Here is a 17,401-nt window from a genome sequence, read left to right on the forward strand (position 1 = left end):
TGTATGCACACATCCATCGAGTCTCTTGGTGCTCTCTCCAACACGCGGCGGCAACTGATCGCGTCTGCGCTGCTGGCCTGCGCCGGGTCCAGCTTTGCCCAGACGGGCCAGGGCGTGGCGCGCATCATCGTGCCCTTTGCGCCCGGCGGTGCACGCGAAATGCCGGCCCGGCTGATCCAGCACGATTTCGCCAAGGCCATGGGGCAGACCTGGATCATCGAGAACCGGCCGGGGGCCGGTGGCGCCATCGGCACCAGCTATGTGGCGCACTCGCCACCCGACGGCCAGACCCTGTTGATGGCGGCGTCCAGCCACTTCGTCACTGCCGCCATGGGTGCCAAGCCAGCCTATGAGCCGGTCAAGGACTTTGCCCCTGTGGCGCTGATCGGCATGCAGAGCTATGTACTGATCGTGCAGTCGGCGCTGAAGGTCAACAGCGTGGCCGAGCTGATCGCCTATGCCAAGAAGCAGCCCGGCGTGCTCAACTACAACTCGGCGGGCGTGGCCAGTTCCACCCACCTGGCGGGCGCCTACTTTGCCAACATGGCCGGCATAGCGATGACGCACATCCCCTTCAAGGGCACGCAGGAGGCCACCAACGACGTGGTCGGCGGCCGTGGCCATGTGGTGTTTGTGCCAGCGGCGGGCGCGGGCATCTACCTGAGCGATGCCCGGGTCCGCATCATCGCGACCACCGCGGCCAAGCGCTCGCAGTTGCTGCCGAAGGTGCCCACGGTGGCGGAGTCGGGCTTGCCGCGCTTCCTGTTCGAGTCCTGGTTTGGCCTGCTTGCACCGGGCAAGACGCCGCCTGAGGTCGTCGCCAAGCTCAATGCTGCAGTCAACACGGCGCTGGCGGTGCCGGAGGTGAGGGAGCGCCTGGTGAACTTCGGCATTGACCCGGCGCCTATGAGCACGGCCGAGTTCAACCAGGTGTTCCTTGGTGACCGTGAGCTCATGGCCACCGTGGTGAAGGCCTCGGGCATCAGCCGCGATTAACCGCTCACTCAAGCAGGGAGAGAAATTACTCAATAGACGGGCCGCATCCCGAGTGCAAACATCTGCGACAGCCTGAGAACCTGGGCTGATCAAAAAGAGTTGGAGACAAGATGAGCCAGTTTTCCTATGCCGCGCAGAGGGCCGCCGCAGGCCTGCTCCCGCGCCGCGCCATGCTTCGTGGCGCCGCTGCCTTATCGCTGGCCGCGATGGGCGCCGCAGCCCGTGCGGGCGACTACCCCTCCCGCCCGCTCATGCTGCTGATTGGGTACGCGCCTGGCGGCGCCGGCGACATCATGACGCGGCGGCTGGCGCAGAAGATGTCCGAGAACATGGGGCAGCCGGTGATCGTGGAGAACCGCGTGGGCGCAGGCGGCGTGGTAGCCACGACCTTGGCGGCCAAGGCCAAGCCAGACGGCTACACCTTGCTGCTGACCGGCAATGGCCCCGCCATCAGCTCCATCCTGTTCAAGAACGCGCCCTACAACCTGCGCAGAGACTTCTTGCACGTGTCCTCGATTGCCTCGTTCGATCCGGTGTTCATCGTCGACGGGCAATCGCGCTTCAACTCCATTGCCGACCTGCTGGCCTATGCGCAGACGCATCCAGGCCAGCTCAGCATTGGTACGGCCAGCATAGGTACCACGCAGCAGTTGGCGGCAGAGATGTTCCGATCCCTATCGGGCATCGATGCGGTCATCGTTCCCTACAAATCCAATGGCGACATCCTGGCGGCGCTGCGGGCCCGGGACGTGCAGGTCGCGGTGGACATCCTGCCGCCATTGGTGGCGCAGATCACGGCGAAGAGCGTGAAGGCTCTTGCGGTCACATCGAGCAAGCGCTTCCCCGGTCTGCCCGAGGTGCCCACGCTGGCCGAGAGCGGCCTGCCGGGTTTCGAGGCCAGCTCCTGGGGCGGCATCAGCGTACCGGCCCACACGCCCGCGGCCATCGTCGAGCGCCTGGCCAGGGAAATCCAGCTGGCGGTGGCGTCGCCGGAGTTCCGTGTTCCATTGCAGAACATGGGCTTTGTCGCCCAGGCCTGCTCTCCCACCGAAATGACAGCGCGCACCAACCGGGACATCGCCAAATGGACGGCGGTGATCGAGAAGGCCGGCATCCAGCAGCAGTAGCGCGGCGTGGCCGGAGCACTGCCACTACAATCCGGCCCCTTTTGCCAGTCGCTCCGTGCCCGGCTTGTCCGCGCGGGTGGCCCTCGCCGCGCATGCCTCATCGTTCCCCGTCCTCTGCTTCGCCCGTGTTGGGCATTGACTTCGGTACCTCCAACTCCGCCGTGGCTGCACGCACGGCCGATGGTGGCCTGCGTTTGCTGCAGTTGGAGGGCACGGCCACGGCTTTGCCCACGGCCATGTTCTTCCAGGACGAAGGGCGCAGCACGCACTATGGCCGCGACGCCATCGCGCGCTATCTGGCGGGTGAGGAGGGCCGGCTGATGCGCTCGCTCAAGAGCCTGCTGGGCAGTGCGCTGATCGACGAGCAAACGGCGGTGCACGGTGCTTCCGTCTCCTTCCGCGACATCGTGGCCACCTTTCTGCGCGAGCTGGCCACGCGTGCCGAGGCCGTGCTGGGCACGCGGCCCAAGCGCGTGGTGCTGGGGCGGCCGGTGCACTTCGTGGACGAAGACCCGGCGCGCGACGCCCAGGCCGAGGCCGCGCTGGGCCAGGCTGCGCGCAGCGCGGGCTTTGAGGACATCGCCTTTCAGCTGGAGCCGATTGCCGCAGCGCTGGACTACGAGCGCCGCATTACGGCCGAGGCGCGGGTGCTGGTGGTGGACATTGGCGGCGGCACCTCGGACTTCACCGTGGTGCGCCTGGGGCCCGAGCGTGCGCAGCGTGCTGATCGCAGCGCCGACATCCTGGCCACCTCGGGCGTGCACATTGGCGGCACCGACTACGACCGCGCGCTGAATCTGGCCGAGGTCATGCCGCTGCTGGGCTTGCGCCACACCGGCCCGAGCGGGCGCGAGGTGCCCAGCAGCGTGTTCTTCGAGCTGGCCACCTGGCATTTGATCCACCGCCTGGCCACGCCTGCGGCGCTGCGCTCGGCGCGCGCGCTGCGTACCGACTACAGCGACCAGCGCCTGCATGCGCGGCTGGTGGCGGTGCTGGAAGAGCGCCACGGCCACCGCATCGCGCATGCGGTGGAGGCGGCCAAGATCGCCGCGTCTGGTGGCGAGACGGCGGCGGTGGACCTGTCCTTTGTCGAGACCGACCTGGCGGCCAGCCTGGATGCCGCCGCGCTGGCCGCGCACCTGCGGGCGCTGCTGGCGCGCGTGGTGGCCTGCGCACAGGAGTGCGTGCGCCGCGCCGGCCTGGCCGCGCCCGATGCGCTGTACCTGACGGGCGGCTCCTCGGCGCTGCGGCCGTTCCAGCAGGCGCTGGCGGCGGCCTTCCCTGGCGTGCCGCTGGTGGAGGGCGATTTGTTCGGCGGTGTGGCTTCGGGGCTGGTGGTGTCTGGCCGCGGCTAGGTTTTTAAGTCGCGAAATATGCCTATAGCCCAGGTGCAGCCTGGGCTAATAGCTATAAAAATAGAAGCATCAGCTCGTGCTGCCCGCGCTACCACCCAGGGCTTTGGAGAGCGTGGCGTGGTTCACCAATTGGTTGTAGCGGTTCTCGGCCAGCGCGGTCTCTGCGCTGCGGCGAGTTTGCTGGGCGTCTAGCCAGGTGCGCAGCGGCACGGCGCCCAGGCGGTAGCGGGTCTCGTACAGGCGCTCGGCCTTTTGCGCGGCGGCGAGTGACTGCTCCAGTTGCGTGGCCTGCTCGGCATAGCGGCTGCGCGCCGACAGCGCGTTGTCCACATCGGCCAGCGCCTGGTAGAGCGTCTGGCGGAAGTTGACGACGGCCTCCTCGTACTGCGTTTGCGAGACCTTGATGTTCAGGTCCATCTGCGTGCGTTGCAGAAAGGGCAGGCTCAGGCCCGCGCCCAGCGTGGCGAGCGGGTTCTGCAGCACGTTGAACAACGCACTGCTGGAGCCGCCCAGCGCGCCGGTCAGCGTCAGCGCCGGGTAGTAGCTGGCGCGTGTGGCGTCGATGGTGGCGTAGGACTCGTGCAGGCGCAGTTCGGCCGCGCGCAGGTCGGGCCGGCGGCCCAGCAGCTCGGCCGGCAGGCCTTCGGCCACGCTGGGCAGCGCGCTGCGCGGCAATTGCTGCGGCGCCTTGGCCGCGGCATCGGGCTGCTGGCCATCGAACAGCAGGGCCAGCGCATTGGCGGCTTCGACCTGCTGTTGCTGCAGCTGCGACAGTGCCGCGCGCTGGCTGGCCACGGTCTGCGTGGTCTCGGCCACTTCAAGTGAAGACACGGCGCCGGCGCGGTACTGCGCTTGCACCAGCGCTTGAGTGCGCTCGGCATAGGCCACGCTGGCCTCGGCCGCCGTGATGCGCTCGCGCAGGTAGCCCAGTTGCCAGTACAGCGTGGCGGTGGTGCCAACCAGGGCCTGTGCCGTGGATTCGCGGTCTTGCACGGTGGCCTGGGCCTCCCAGCGCGCGGCGTCGCGCTGCGCGCCCAGGCGGTTCCACAGGTCCACCTCGTAGCTGGCGCCCAGCGTGCTGGAGCCGGCGCGCGTCGTGCCGCCGCCGTCCAGGCTGCGCGCTGCGCTGCTGTTGACGCTGCCGCTCAGCTGCGGCCGCAGGTTGGCATCGGCCAGGCCGGCCTGCAGTTGCGCGCGGCGCACGCGGATGCTGGCGGCGGCCAGGTCGTTGTTGGCGGCCAGCGCGGCCTGCACCAACTGGTCCAGTGCCGGGTCGCCAAAGGCGGTCCACCAGGCACCGGTAACGGCGCGGGCGTCGCTGCTGCCGTGCGACCACTGCGTGGGTACGCTGGCCTGCGGCGCGGCATAGGGCGCCTGCGTGGTGGCGCAGCCGGCCAGCAGGGCGGCGGCCAATAGGGGAGTGAGAAGGTACTTGCGCATGTTCTGGGGGGCTTTACTCGCGGGCCAATGCATCGACCGGGTTCAGGCGTGCCGCACTGCGTGCGGGCAAGAAACCAAACACCACGCCGATCAGCGTCGAGCAGGCAAAGGCCGCGACCATGGAGCCGGTGGAATAAACCATGGCGAAGTCGCCGCCGACCTGCGCAAACAGCGCGCCAATCGCCAGCGCCAAGGCAATGCCCAGCGCGCCGCCCAGCAGGCAGACCAGCACGGCCTCGATCAAAAACTGCTGCTGGATGTCGCCCTGGCGCGCGCCCACGGCCATGCGCACGCCGATTTCGCGGGTGCGCTCGGTGACCGAGACCAGCATGATGTTCATCACGCCAATGCCGCCCACCACCAGCGAGATCACCGCGATGGAAGCCACCAGCAGCGTCATGGTGCGCGTGGTGGCTTCGATGGTCTGGCGGATGCTGTCGGTGTTGAGTACATAGAAGTCCTTGCGCCCGTGGCGTTGCAGCAGCAACTGGTTGATGCCCTGCTCTGCCGCGCTGGTGGAGGCGTCGTCGCGCACCCGCACCGTGATGCTGCGCAGGTAGTTCTGGTTGACGATGCGGCTCATGGCCGTGGTGTAGGGCACGAAGATGTTGAGCGCCTCGCTGTTGCCAAAGGCGCTGTCCTTCTTGGCCGCCACGCCCACCACGCGCACCGGCACGCTGCCCAGCAGCAACACCTGGCCGACCGGGTCAGGGTCGTTCGGGAACAACGTCTTGCGCGTGTTGTCGTCGATCACGGCGACCTGGTCCAGGCGCTGCACATGGCCGTGGTCGAAGGCCGAACCCTGGGCGATCTCCACGCCGCGCACGCGGAAGTACTGCTCGCCTGCGCCGGTGACGGTGACCGATGCCTCGATGTTGCGGTAGCGCCCGGTGAGCGAGCTGGTGAGCGTGGGCGTGACGCTGTCGACATAGTCCTGCCGCGCCAATGCGTCGGCATCGGCCGGCACCAGGCTGCGCACCCGCGCCGAGCGCGGGTCGCCAAAGCCGGTGCCCGAGAACACCTCGATGGTGTTGGTGCCGATGGAGCTGATGTTGGCCAGCACCTTCTGGCTCGACCCCGCGCCCAGCGCCACCACGGCCACCACCGAGGCGATGCCGATGATGATGCCGAGCATGGTCAGAAAGGTGCGCAGCCGGTGCGCGTTCATGGCCAGCAGCGCCATGCGGAAGGCTTCGCCAAAGCGGTCGGCCAGCGCCGACAGGCCGCGCGCGCCGGCCGGGCGCTGCGCCAGCTGCGGCGCGGGCGCGCTGCGCGCGTTGCCGGCCATGCGCGCGGTGGGGCGGTCGCCGATGATGCGGCCGTCGCGCAGCTCGATGATGCGCTCTGCATGCTCGGCCACCGCCATGTCGTGGGTCACGATGATGATGGTGTGGCCCTCGGCGTGCAGCTCTTGCAGGATCTTCATCACCTCTTCGCCGCTGGCGGAATCGAGCGCGCCGGTGGGCTCGTCGGCCAGGATCACGCTGCCGCCATTCATCAGCGCGCGTGCAATCGACACGCGCTGCTGCTGCCCGCCCGAGAGCTGGCTGGGCCGGTAGCCAATGCGCTCGGCCAGGCCCAGGCGCTTGAGTAGCGCCTCGGCGCGCGCATGGCGCGCCGGTGGCGGCGTGCCGGCGTAGATGGCTGGCACCTCGACATTGCCGCGCGCCGTCAGGTCTGACAGCAGGTGGTAGCGCTGGAAGATGAAGCCGAAGTGCTCGCGCCGCAACGCGGCCAGTTCATCAGGCCCGAGCGCGCCGGTCTCGCGGCCGGCCACCTGGTAGCTGCCGGCGCTGGGCCGGTCCAGGCAGCCGAGGATGTTCATCAGCGTCGATTTGCCCGAGCCCGACTGGCCGACGATGGCCACCATCTCACCGGCGTGGATCGCCAGGTTGATGTCTTGCAGCACCGCCACCGGCGTGTCGCCTGCGGGGAACTCGCGGCGCAGGCCGCGCAGTTCCAGCAGGGCGGGGGGCGCGGTGTGCGGTGCGTGGCCGGCGCTGGCGGTCTGGGAGAAGTCCTGCTTCATGGCGGACCTTTCCTCAGAAGCGCATCGGCGGGCCGCCCCGGCCCGGGCCAAATGCGGCGCCACCGGCCGTGGCCTCGCCCAGCACCACGCGGTCGCCGTCGGCCAGGCCCTCGGTCACCTGGGCGCTCACGTTGTTGTTGATGCCGATCTTGATCTTGCGCGGCGCGGCATTGCCATCGGCGTCCAGCACGCGCACGGTGTAGCTGCCGTCGGCGTCGTGCTTGCCCAGCGCTGATGACGGGATGGTCACCGCGCCCTTGGCTTCGGCCCGCACGATGGAGACCTGCGCCGTCATCGAGATGCGCAGCTTGCCCTGCGGGTTGGGCACGTCGAACAAGCCGTTGTAGTAGATGGCGGTGCTGGAGGTGGTCGAGCTGCTGCTGGACGAGGTCGAGCTGGTGCTGTCGGTCAGGATCGAGTCTGGCGCTGGCTCGACCGTGCGCAAGGTTGCGTAGTAGCGCGTGTCAGGCTCGCCCAGGATGGTGAAGTAGACCTTCTGCCCGGATTGCACCTTGACCACGTCGGCCTCGGATATCTGCGACTTGATGGTGACGGTGTCGAGCTGCGCCACCTTGATGATGGTCGGCGTGGTCTGGTTGGCGTTGACTGTCTGGCCCTGCTGCGCCACCAGCGCCACCACCACACCGTCGATGGGCGCGCTGATCTTGGTGTAGCCCAGGTTGACCTGCGCCGTGTCTGCAGTGATGGCGGCCTGCTTGATCTGCGCCTGCAGCGCGGCAATGTTGGCCTGCGTGGTCTGCAAGGTGGCCTGCGCCGCCTCGTAGTCCTGGCGCGAGCCGGCCTCGGCGTCCAGCAACTCCTTTTGCCGGCGGTAGGTCAGCTCGGCCTGCACCAGGGTGGCCTGCTGCGCGGCCAGTTGGGCGCGCGTGTTTTCCATGGCGGCCTGGGCGTTGCGCACAACGTTCTGCTGGGTGGTCGAGTCAATCTCGGCCACCAGTTGGCCCTTCTTCACCACGTCGCCCAGGGCCACGTTCAGGGTCTTGATCTGCCCCGACACCTGCGCACCCACGCTCACCTGCTTGAAGGCCTGCACCGTGCCGGTGGCCAGCACCACGTCTTCCAGGTCGGTGGTGGTGGCGCGCGCGGTGACGAACTGCGGCGGCTTCTTGGTGGGGAAATAGCAGGCCTTTACGCCGAACGCAACGGCGGCCAGCAGCAGGACGAGCAGGGTGTAGCGAAGGGGGCGTGAGGTGCGAAGAGAGGGCATCGGCATGGCGTCGAGTGTGCGGGCGGCGCTTCGCGCGACCGTGACGGGCCGGCTAAGCTTTTGTAAAGCTGACAGCCGTGACAGATTAGGGCGCGTCTTCGCGCTTCAACGCCAGCGCCGTTTCGTACAGCGCATTGCGCGGCGCACCGCTGATCTCGGCGGCCAGGCGCACGGCGGTCTTCACGGGCAGCTCGGCTAGCAGCAGGCGCAGCACGCGTTCGCCGGCCGCGCCGGCGTCGTCGGCGCGCGGCGCCGGGTGCAGCACCACCACGAACTCGCCGCGCGTGCGCTGCGGCGAGGCCGCGAGCCAGGCCGTGGCCGTGTCTGCCGGCACGGTGGCGATCTCTTCGAACTGCTTGGTCAGCTCGCGTGCAAAGGTCACCGGCCGCGCGCCCAGGGGCTGCAGCGCGCGGGCCAGGTCCTCGATGCGGTGCGGTGCCTCCAGCAGCACCACGGCGCGGGGTTCGGTGGCCAGTTGGGCCACGGCGGCGGTGCGCTCGCCGGCCTTGGTCGGCAGAAAGCCGGCAAACAGAAAGCCGCCGTCTTCAGTGCCCGCCGGCACCACGGCGGCGGCGCTGAGGGCCGTGGTCACGCTGCTGGCGCCCGGCAGCGGCACCGCCGGGCAGCCGGCTGCGCGCACCGCGGCCACCAGGCGCGCGCCCGGGTCGCTTACGGCGGGCGTGCCGGCGTCGCTGGCATAGGCCACGCGCTCGCCCTGCTGCAGGCGTGCCACCACGGCGGCGGCGGCTTCGGCCTCGTTGTGCTGGTGCACGGCCAGCAGCGCGGTGCCGGGGCGCTCGATGCCGTAGGCGCGCAGCAGTTGCTGGGTGTGGCGTGTGTCTTCGCACGCGACGGCATCGACCAGCTGCAGCACGTGCAGCGCGCGCAGGGTGATGTCGGCCAGGTTGCCGATGGGCGTGGCGACGACGTACAGGGCGCCGCGCGGATAATGCTGCGCGGCCGCCGCATCGTGCGCGGCGGCGAGGGCGGAGGCGAAAGAGGCGCTCAATGGGATTCCTTGAAAAGCTGCGCGGTGCCGTGGCACCGGGCGCGAAGCGGTCGGCTGCGGCGGGCACCACGAAGGCCGCCGGCGATGCCGCGGAGGCGCGTGCCCTGGCCCACCTGCAGGCGGCCGGGCTGCGCCTGGTCGAGCGCAATTATCGGACGCCGGGCCGCGGCGGCGGCGAGATCGACCTGGTGATGCGCGACGCCGACGGCACCCTGGTGTTTGTCGAGGTGCGCCGGCGCAAGGGCGCAGACCACGGCGGCGCAGCGGCCAGCATTGGCGCAACCAAGCGCCGCCGCATCGTCTTTGCCGCGCGCCACTACCTGATGCGCCTGGGCGCGCCGCCGCCCTGCAGGTTCGATGCGGTGCTGGTCGAAGGCGACGTGGTGACCTGGCTGCCAGCGGCATTCGACGGTGACGACTGAATTTGCTGGCACGGGAACCTGTGCCAATCGAAATGCTCTGCTACATCTAAAGGGCATCGCGCGGCGGTGGCCGCCGCTATGATCCCTGGCCCATGCTAGAGCAACGAATCCAACAGCACTTCATCGACAGCGCGGACCTGAAATACCAGGCAGCCGAAGCGCTGGGCCCTCCTATTGCCGCGGCGGTGCAGGCCGTTCTGGCCAGTGTCACCAGTGGCGGCAAGGTGCTGGCCTGTGGCACCGGCGCCTCGGCCGCGCTGGTGCAGATCTTCACCACGGCCTTCATTGCCGGCTTCGAGCGCGAGCGGCCCGGCCTGGGCGCGATCGCGCTCACGGTCGACGGCACGCTGCTGGCGCCGGTGGGCGCCGCAGCCGATACCTCGCAGGTGTTTGCGCGCCAGGTGCGCGGCCTGGGGCACGCGGGCGACGTGCTGCTGGTGCTGTCGCCCAGCGGCAACTGCGCCAGCGTGGTGGCCGCGCTGGAGGCGGCGCATGAGCGCGAAATGAGCGTGGTGGCCCTGACCGGCCGCCATGGCGGCCGCGTGGCCGGGCTGCTGCGCGAGACCGACGTCCACATCTGCGTGCCGCACGAACGCGCGGCACGCATCCACGAGGTCCACGCCCTGGCCCTTCACTGCATCTGCGACGGCGTGGATGCGCAACTTCTTGGCGAACAGGAGATTCCCCTATGACGACTGGAACAAAACGTGGTGCGCCGGCCGTGCGCCTGGCTTGCTCGGTGCTGGCGGCAGGGGCCTTGGCCAGTGCGCTGTCGGGCTGCTTCCCGCTGGCCCTTGGCGGTGCGGCCATGACCGGGATGGCGGTGTCTGACCGCCGCACCACCGGCACGCAGGTCGAGGACGAGAGCATCGAGTTTCGCGCCCGCAACGCCATCAACACCAACTTTGGCGACAACGCCAGCGTCAGCGTGACCAGCTACAACCGCCAGGTGCTGCTGACCGGCGCGGTGGCGACGCAGCAGGACAAGGAGCGGGTCGAGCAGTACGTGTCGCGGGTCGAGAACGTGCGCGCGGTGGTCAACGACATCGGCGTGATGCCGCAAAGCTCGTTCTCGCAGCGCTCCAACGACACCTTCATCACCAGCAAGGTCAAGGCCAGCCTGCTGGACGCCAAGGACATCTCGGGCACCGCCATCAAGGTGGTGACCGAGCGCGGCGCGGTCTACCTGATGGGCCGCGTCACCCAGCGCGAGGCCAAGCGCAGCGCCGAGATCGCGCGCGGCGTCAGCGGCGTGCTGAAGGTGGTGCGCGTGTTCGAAGTGATCAGCGAAGAAGAGCTGGCCCAGATCGGCCGCCAGCAAGCCCCCGCGCCCTCGGTGTCGTCACCCGCCGCTGCTCCGGCACCGGCACCTGCCGCGGTCTCGGCGCCCGCCCCGATCACCGATGCGCCGCCCGCCACGGTGGTCACGCCAGTGCGCTAAATAGCACTCATGCATGAAAAAGGCCGGTAGCCCTTGATGGGTACCGGCCTTTTGCTATTTAAATGGGAGCGGTAGATGCGAGGCAGTGCGCAGCCGGGGGCGCGCTATTTCAATCGGGCAATGAGGCTGGAAGTGTCCCAGCGCCGGCCACCCATCTGTTGCACGTCGGCGTAGAACTGGTCCACCAGGGCGGTGACCGGCAGGCGCGCGCCGTTGCGCTGGGCTTCGTCCAGCACCAGGCCCAGGTCCTTGCGCATCCAGTCCACGGCAAAGCCGAAGTCGAACTGGCCGGCCGCCATGGTCTTGCCGCGGTTGTCCATCTGCCAGCTTTGCGCGGCGCCCTTGCCGATCACGTCCAGCACGGCGGGGATGTCCAGGCCGGCCTTCTGGCCGAAGGCGACCGCCTCTGACAGTGCCTGCACCAGGCCGGCGATGCAGATCTGGTTGACCATCTTGGTCAGCTGGCCGGCGCCGCTGTCGCCCATGCGGGTGAAGGCGCGCGAGAAGGCCGCGGCCACGGGCGCTGCGGCATCGAAGGCTTGCTGGTCGCCGCCGCACATCACGGTCAGTGCGCCGTTCTGCGCGCCGGCCTGGCCGCCGGAGACCGGTGCGTCGATGAATTGCAGGCCACGTTCGCGCGCGGCCGCGTACAGCTCGCGCGCCACGTCGGCCGAGGCGGTGGTGTGGTCGACCAGAATCGCGCCCGGCGTCATGCCGGCCAGTGCGCCGTCCTCGCCCAGCACCACGCTGCGCAGGTCGTCGTCATTGCCGACGCAGCAGAACACGATGGCCGCGCCCTTGACCGCTTCGCGCGGGGTGGCGGCATGCGCACCACCGAACTCCTGCGCCCAGGCCTGGGCCTTGGCTTCGGTGCGGTTGTAGACGGTTACCTGGTGGCCTGCGCGCACCAGATGCCCGGCCATGGGGCCACCCATGACGCCGAGGCCCAGGAAGGCGACGGTCTGCGCGGCAACGGGGGAATAGGTCTTGGGGTTGAGCGTGGGCATGGGTGTTGGAAATGAATGCGCCGCACGGCCATGAAGGCCGTGCGGGTGGGACAGGCGCAGTGGACGCGAAGGAGGCTCCGTGCTTGTCGGCGGTGTCGTGTTATCGACGCTTCTTCTTCCTTCGCGTCCACTGCGCCCGTGAACAAAAACGAGACTATCACAAGCTCACCGCGCAGCGTGTCAGACGGCGTCGCAATCAACAGCGACAAGCACGCTGCGCGTGCAACAAAAAGGTTCAGAAGGCCGCGGAGCAGGCCATGCCAAAACATCCGCGGATCTGGCTTTGCCAGTCCGCAGGATGTGCCCCCTTGAGGGGGAAGGCGAAGACACGAAGTGCGTAGCCTGGGGGTGTTCTAGACGATCGCGAAATGCTCGGTGCCCGCAGCCAGGTCCGAGCTTTTCGCGCGCTGGCTGTTGAGCTTGATCTGCAGCCGCAGGTCGTTGAGCGAGTCGGCATTGCGCAGCGCGTCTTCGTAGCCGATGACATTGCCTTCGTACAGGTCGAACAGCGACTGGTCGAAGGTCTGCATGCCCAGGTTGCGGCTCTTCTTCATGATCTCTTTCATCTCGGTGACGTCGCCCTTGAAGATCAGGTCGGAGATCAGCGGCGTGTTGAGCATCACCTCGACGGCGGCGGCGCGGCCCTTCAGGTCTTGCTTGGGGATGAGCCGCTGCGAGATCATGGCGCGCAGGTTCAGCGACAGGTCCATCAGCAACTGGGCGCGCCGCTCTTCGGGGAAGAAGTTGATGATGCGGTCGAGCGCCTGGTTGGCGCTGTTGGCGTGCAGGGTGGCCAGGCACAGGTGGCCGGTTTCCGAGAACGCGACCGCATGCTCCATGGTCTCGCGGTCGCGGATTTCGCCCATCAGGATCACGTCGGGCGCCTGGCGCAGCGTGTTCTTCAGTGCCGACTCCCAGCTGTCGGTGTCGAGGCCGACCTCGCGCTGGGTCACCACGCAGTTCTTGTGCGGGTGCACGAATTCCACCGGGTCTTCCACCGTGATGATGTGGCCGAAGGAGTGCTCGTTGCGCCAGTCCACCATGGCCGCGAGCGTGGTGCTCTTGCCCGAGCCGGTGGCGCCCACCAGGATGCACAGGCCGCGCTTGGACATGGCCACTTCCTTCAGCACCTGCGGCACGCCCAGGCCGTCGATGGTGGGCAGCGTGGTCGGGATCACGCGCAGCACCATGCCGATCTTGCCCAACTGCACAAAGGCGTTGACGCGAAAGCGCCCGATGGTGGCCGGCGAGATGGCGAAGTTGCACTCCTTGGTGCGCTCGAAATCCGCGGCCTGCTTGTCGTTCATGATGGCGCGCGCCAGCGCCAGCGTGTGCGTGGGCCCGAGCGGCTGCGGCGACACCTTGGTCACCTTGCCGTCGACCTTGATCGCGGGCGGGAAGTCGCTCGTGATGAATAGGTCGCTGCCGCCCCGGCTGATCATCAGCTTGAGCAGATCGTTGATGAATTTACTGGCCTGATCGCGTTCCATGGGGATTCCCTGCCGGCTTATTTGTTGTCGCTGAGGCGCGCGCTGACCACGCGCAGCCGCAGCGAGAGCTTGCGTGCCAATAGCGCGATCAGGCAGGCTGCCGTCTCGGGCTCGGCCGTCATCATTTCGTCCATGGCCTCGGCGCTCAGGACGGCGATCTCGCAGTCGGTGAGCGAGGCGCAGGCCGAGAAGCGTATGCCGCTGTCGAGCAGCGACATCTCGCCCAGGATGTCGCCCGGGCGGGTTTCGGCCAGGCGTGTGCGCTCGCCCCAGGGCTGCAGCCGGTCCACCGCGATGGCGCCGGCCAGCAGCACGATCATGAAGTTGCCGTATTCGTCCTGGCGGATCACGTCGCGGTCGGCCGGCAGCGTGGCGAACTCGAAGAAGCGCTCCATGCGGCTGATGGCGTCGGCGTCGAGCAGGCTCATGTGGCGGTCGCGCGCCCAGAGCAACTGCAACTGGCGCACGCCGCGCGAGGACGACAGGCGCTTGGCGCCGACCTCGACCGCGCGGGCTTCCCAGGGCACCAGCATGGATGGGTCCACCCCCTGGTCGGCGAAGGCGGTGGAGAAGAACACCGAGTCCTGGCGGTCCTCGCCGATCTTCTGGGTGGATTTGCTGCGCAGCAGCCCGAGAATGCCTTTCATGCCTGCTCCAGTGGGTCGTATCAGCCGGGGAAGTTCTCGGGGATCTTGGCCTTGCCGCGTGCCTCGGCCGGGCTGATCAGGTTGCGGCGCACCAGGTCGGTCAGGTTCTGGTCCAGCGTCTGCATGCCCACGCTGTTGCCGGTCTGGATGGCCGAGTACATCTGCGCCACCTTGGCCTCGCGGATCAGGTTGCGGATGGCGCTGGTGCCCAGCATGATCTCGTGCGCGGCGATGCGGCCGGTGCCGTCTTTCAGCTTGCACAGCGACTGCGAGATGACGGCCTGCAGCGACTCCGACAGCATGGCGCGCACCATCTCTTTTTCTTCGGCCGGGAACACATCGATGATCCGGTCGATGGTCTTGGCCGCAGAAGACGTGTGCAGCGTGCCGAACACCAGGTGGCCGGTTTCGGCCGCGGTCATGGCCAGGCGGATGGTTTCCAGGTCGCGCATTTCGCCGACCAGGATGGCGTCCGGGTCTTCGCGCAAGGCGGATTTGAGCGCGGCGGCAAAGGACAGCGTATGCGGCCCGACCTCGCGCTGGTTGATCAGGCACTTCTTGGATTCGTGCACGAACTCGATCGGGTCTTCCACCGTGAGGATGTGGCCGTATTCCTGCTCGTTGAGGAAGTTGACCATGGCCGCCAGCGTGGTCGACTTGCCCGAGCCGGTCGGGCCGGTCACCAGCACCAGGCCGCGCGGCTTGAGTGCCAGGTCGGCCAGGATGCGCGGCGCGTTGAGCTGCTCGAGCGTGAGGATCTTCGAGGGAATGGTGCGGAACACCGCGCCGGCGCCGCGGTTGTGGTTGAAGGCATTGACCCGGAAGCGCGCCAGGCCTTCGATCTCGAAGGAGAAATCGACCTCCAGGAACTCTTCATAGGCCTTGCGCTGGCTGTCGTTCATGATGTCGTACACCATGGCATGGACCGCCTTGTGGTCCAGTGCGTCGACATTGATGCGCCGCACGTCGCCGTGGACCCGGATCATCGGTGGCAGGCCTGCAGACAGATGCAGGTCGGAGGCCTTGTTCTTCACGCTGAAGGCCAGCAGTTGGGTGATGTCCACAAAGATCCTTCTGGGGCTTCGTTTGCTACGCTTCTCGGATTATGACAACCATTGGTAACAACCTGGATGCGCTGCGCCTGCGCATCAACGCCGCCTGCGCGGCGGCTGGCCGCGCGCCGCAATCGGTGCGGCTCTTGGCCGTCTCCAAGACCTTCGGGCCCGAGGACGTGCGCGAGGCGCTGGCCGCTGGCCAGCAGGCCTTTGGCGAGAACTATCTGCAAGAGGGCGTGGCCAAGGTGCAGGCGCTGGCTGGCAGCGGCATCGAGTGGCATTGCATCGGCCCGGTGCAGTCCAACAAGACACGCCTGGCGGCCGAGCACTTCGACTGGGTGCATTCGGTGGAGCGGTTGAAGACTGCCGAGCGGCTGTCGGCGCAGCGGCCGGCAGGCCTGCCGCCGCTCAACATCTGCCTGCAGGTGGACATCGACGGCGGCGCCAACAAGTCTGGCGTGGCGCCGGCCGACCTGCCCGCCCTGGCGCATGCCGTGGCGGCGCTGCCGCAACTGCGCCTGCGCGGCCTGATGACCATCCCCGAGCCCACGGCCGACGCCGCCGCGCAACTGGCCGTGCACCGGCGCGCTCGCGCGCTCTACGACGCGCTGCTGGCCGAGGGCCTGGCGCTGGATACCTTGTCCATGGGCATGTCGGCCGATCTGGAGGCTGCGATCCAGGCCGGCAGCACCATGGTGCGGGTGGGCACGGCGATCTTTGGCGGCCGGCCGCGGCCGGCGGTGAATCAAGGTTTTTAAGTAAAAAGTGCCTCTAGCCCAGGCGGGGGCTGGGCTATTAGCTATCTATTTGATAGCTTGTCGCCGTGTATTGCCGCGCCAGGGCGCTGCACGGCGGGGCGCACCCGGCCGATCCAGTAGATGCCCAGCAGCACCAGCGCCGCCGACAGCCAGCCGTTCAGCCCGTAGCCCAGGATCTCGCCACCCGGGCCATTGCTCAGCAGCAGGCCGCCGAGCCAGGCGCCGGTACCGGTGGAGATCTGCTGCACGGCAGAGTTCACGCTCATGAAGGCGCCGCGGCGGCTGGGCTCGGGCACGGTGGTGAGCAGGGCCTGCATGGGAATGTTGCGGGCGTTGGAGGCCACCATGAAGCAGGGAAAGAAGGCGATCAGCGCCAGCAGCGGCAGCATGGGCAGGTGGGTGATGAACAGCACCGGCAGGATCGACACCAGGGCCACGATGCGAAACACCCGCTGCTTGCCGTAGCGGTCGGCCAGCCGGCCGACGATGCGCGAGCTGAACAGCATGGCCGCGCCGCCGGCCATGTAGATCCACGAGATCTGCTCGGGCAGCACGCCGTGGTTGGCCACCAGCACCGGCGAGATGAAGGGCACGATCAGCATGTGCGCCACCATGATCAGCGCCGTCAGCCCGAAGGCGCGCAGATGCGCCGGCTGGCTCACCAGCCACCAGAGCTGCGGCAGCGTCTGCGACAAGGGCGCGGGCGGATGCACGATGTGCGTGGCCAGCGGCGGCATCACGCGCTGCGCGCCGAGCCAGATCAGCACCGAGAACAGCACCAGCAGGAAGAAGGGCGTGCTCCAGCCAAAGTGCGCGCCCAGCACCACACCCAGCGGCACGCCGGCGATGGCGGCGAGCGAGAACGAAGTCATCACCACCCCCATGGCGGCGCCGCGCCGCTCGGCCGGGATCACGTCGCCGACGATGACCAGCACCAGCGAGCCCAGCACGCCGCCGGTGAGGCCCGCAAAGGCGCGCGACAGCAGCATGGCGTGGTAGTTGCTGGCCAGCGCGCAGCCCAGGTTGGACAGCGCAAACAGCGCATACACCACCAGCAGCAGGCGCTTGCGGTCGAAGCGGTCGATGTAGGTGGCGGCAAACAGGCCCGAGATGCCGGCGCACCAGGAATAGGCCGACACCGCCGTGGCAAAGGCGGCGGGCCCGACCGCGAAGGACTGCATGATCTGCGGCCCGAGCGGCATCATGACCATGAAGTCCATGACGATGGTGAACTGCGTCAGGGCCAGCAGCCAGAGCAGGGCGCGCTCGCGGCGCGGCGGCAGGGTGGGGAGGGGAGCGGTCATGGGCGATGGCGGGGAGCAGTCCGCACGCGGGCGGCGGCCCGCGCGGGAAACCCCGCATCCTAGACTTTTCCAGCGCGGCTTACTGACCGCGCT

Annotated in this window: 16 protein-coding genes; 7 read left to right on the top strand and 9 right to left on the bottom strand. The window is 68.3% G+C overall.

Going from position 1 to position 17,401, the window contains the following annotated elements; all coding sequences use genetic code 11:
* Positions 1-3: 3 nt before the first annotated feature.
* The 3 genes from AAFF27_03185 to AAFF27_03195 all read left to right on the top strand — a co-directional run bounded on the left by AAFF27_03185 (position 4) and on the right by AAFF27_03195 (position 3,478).
* Positions 4-996, top strand: coding sequence for a tripartite tricarboxylate transporter substrate binding protein (locus AAFF27_03185; GenBank protein XAH24209.1), 993 nt, complete (start codon positions 4-6; stop codon positions 994-996).
* 110 nt (positions 997-1,106) lie between these two features.
* Positions 1,107-2,123 (top strand): tripartite tricarboxylate transporter substrate-binding protein, encoded by a 1,017-nt coding sequence (locus AAFF27_03190; protein ID XAH24210.1) that lies wholly within the window; start codon positions 1,107-1,109, stop codon positions 2,121-2,123.
* Between the two features lie 92 nt (positions 2,124-2,215).
* Positions 2,216-3,478 (top strand): Hsp70 family protein, encoded by a 1,263-nt coding sequence (locus tag AAFF27_03195; GenBank protein XAH24211.1) that lies wholly within the window; start codon positions 2,216-2,218, stop codon positions 3,476-3,478.
* A gap of 69 nt (positions 3,479-3,547) precedes the next feature.
* Here AAFF27_03195 and AAFF27_03200 read toward each other — a convergent pair whose 3' ends face one another.
* The 4 genes from AAFF27_03200 to rsmI form a co-directional block, all read right to left on the bottom strand.
* A complete protein-coding gene (locus tag AAFF27_03200) occupies positions 3,548-4,918 on the bottom strand; it encodes an efflux transporter outer membrane subunit (protein XAH24212.1) in 1,371 nt (456 codons plus the stop codon).
* A 13-nt stretch (positions 4,919-4,931) separates the two neighbouring features.
* Positions 4,932-6,947 carry a MacB family efflux pump subunit gene (locus tag AAFF27_03205; GenBank protein ID XAH24213.1) on the bottom strand — a complete coding sequence of 672 codons (2,016 nt, stop codon included), beginning with the start codon at positions 6,945-6,947 and terminating at the stop codon, positions 4,932-4,934.
* Between the two features lie 13 nt (positions 6,948-6,960).
* Complete coding sequence (locus AAFF27_03210) at positions 6,961-8,181, bottom strand: efflux RND transporter periplasmic adaptor subunit (protein XAH24214.1); 1,221 nt, start codon at positions 8,179-8,181, stop codon at positions 6,961-6,963.
* 79 nt (positions 8,182-8,260) lie between these two features.
* Positions 8,261-9,184 carry a 16S rRNA (cytidine(1402)-2'-O)-methyltransferase gene (gene rsmI / locus AAFF27_03215; GenBank protein ID XAH24215.1) on the bottom strand — a complete coding sequence of 308 codons (924 nt, stop codon included), beginning with the start codon at positions 9,182-9,184 and terminating at the stop codon, positions 8,261-8,263.
* Here rsmI and AAFF27_03220 point away from each other — a divergent pair.
* The 3 genes from AAFF27_03220 to AAFF27_03230 all read left to right on the top strand — a co-directional run bounded on the left by AAFF27_03220 (position 9,184) and on the right by AAFF27_03230 (position 11,047).
* The gene (locus AAFF27_03220; GenBank protein XAH24216.1) at positions 9,184-9,606 is read left to right on the top strand and encodes a YraN family protein; all 423 of its coding nucleotides are present in this window, start codon (positions 9,184-9,186) and stop codon (positions 9,604-9,606) included. The two genes, rsmI and AAFF27_03220, sit on opposite strands and share 1 nt — an antisense overlap.
* 92 nt (positions 9,607-9,698) lie before the next feature.
* Positions 9,699-10,298 carry an SIS domain-containing protein gene (locus tag AAFF27_03225; GenBank protein ID XAH24217.1) on the top strand — a complete coding sequence of 200 codons (600 nt, stop codon included), beginning with the start codon at positions 9,699-9,701 and terminating at the stop codon, positions 10,296-10,298.
* A complete protein-coding gene (locus tag AAFF27_03230; protein XAH24218.1) occupies positions 10,295-11,047 on the top strand; it encodes a BON domain-containing protein in 753 nt (250 codons plus the stop codon). Before AAFF27_03225 ends, AAFF27_03230 begins: the two co-directional genes overlap by 4 nt.
* Before the next feature lie 104 nt (positions 11,048-11,151).
* Here the strand turns inward: AAFF27_03230 and AAFF27_03235 are convergent, their stop codons facing one another.
* The 4 genes from AAFF27_03235 to AAFF27_03250 form a co-directional block, all read right to left on the bottom strand.
* A complete protein-coding gene (locus tag AAFF27_03235; GenBank protein XAH24219.1) occupies positions 11,152-12,054 on the bottom strand; it encodes an NAD(P)-dependent oxidoreductase in 903 nt (300 codons plus the stop codon).
* A gap of 353 nt (positions 12,055-12,407) precedes the next feature.
* Positions 12,408-13,544: a PilT/PilU family type 4a pilus ATPase gene (locus tag AAFF27_03240; GenBank protein XAH24220.1), complete on the bottom strand. Its 1,137-nt coding sequence runs from the start codon at positions 13,542-13,544 to the stop codon at positions 12,408-12,410.
* 17 nt (positions 13,545-13,561) lie between these two features.
* On the bottom strand, positions 13,562-14,191 hold the full coding sequence (locus AAFF27_03245; GenBank protein ID XAH24221.1) for a cyclic nucleotide-binding domain-containing protein: 630 nt from the start codon (positions 14,189-14,191) through the stop codon (positions 13,562-13,564).
* Positions 14,192-14,211: 20 nt separating this feature from the next.
* Positions 14,212-15,255, bottom strand: coding sequence for a type IV pilus twitching motility protein PilT (locus AAFF27_03250; protein ID XAH24222.1), 1,044 nt, complete (start codon positions 15,253-15,255; stop codon positions 14,212-14,214).
* 41 nt (positions 15,256-15,296) lie between these two features.
* Here AAFF27_03250 and AAFF27_03255 point away from each other — a divergent pair, with 41 nt between their 5' ends.
* Positions 15,297-16,004 carry a YggS family pyridoxal phosphate-dependent enzyme gene (locus tag AAFF27_03255; protein ID XAH24223.1) on the top strand — a complete coding sequence of 236 codons (708 nt, stop codon included), beginning with the start codon at positions 15,297-15,299 and terminating at the stop codon, positions 16,002-16,004.
* Between the two features lie 41 nt (positions 16,005-16,045).
* Here the strand turns inward: AAFF27_03255 and AAFF27_03260 are convergent, their stop codons facing one another.
* The gene (locus AAFF27_03260; GenBank protein XAH24224.1) at positions 16,046-17,308 is read right to left on the bottom strand and encodes an MFS transporter; all 1,263 of its coding nucleotides are present in this window, start codon (positions 17,306-17,308) and stop codon (positions 16,046-16,048) included.
* Positions 17,309-17,401 lie beyond the last annotated feature (93 nt).

The sequence above is a fragment of the Xylophilus sp. GW821-FHT01B05 genome (assembly GCA_038961845.1).
Classification (GTDB): domain Bacteria; phylum Pseudomonadota; class Gammaproteobacteria; order Burkholderiales; family Burkholderiaceae_C; genus Xylophilus.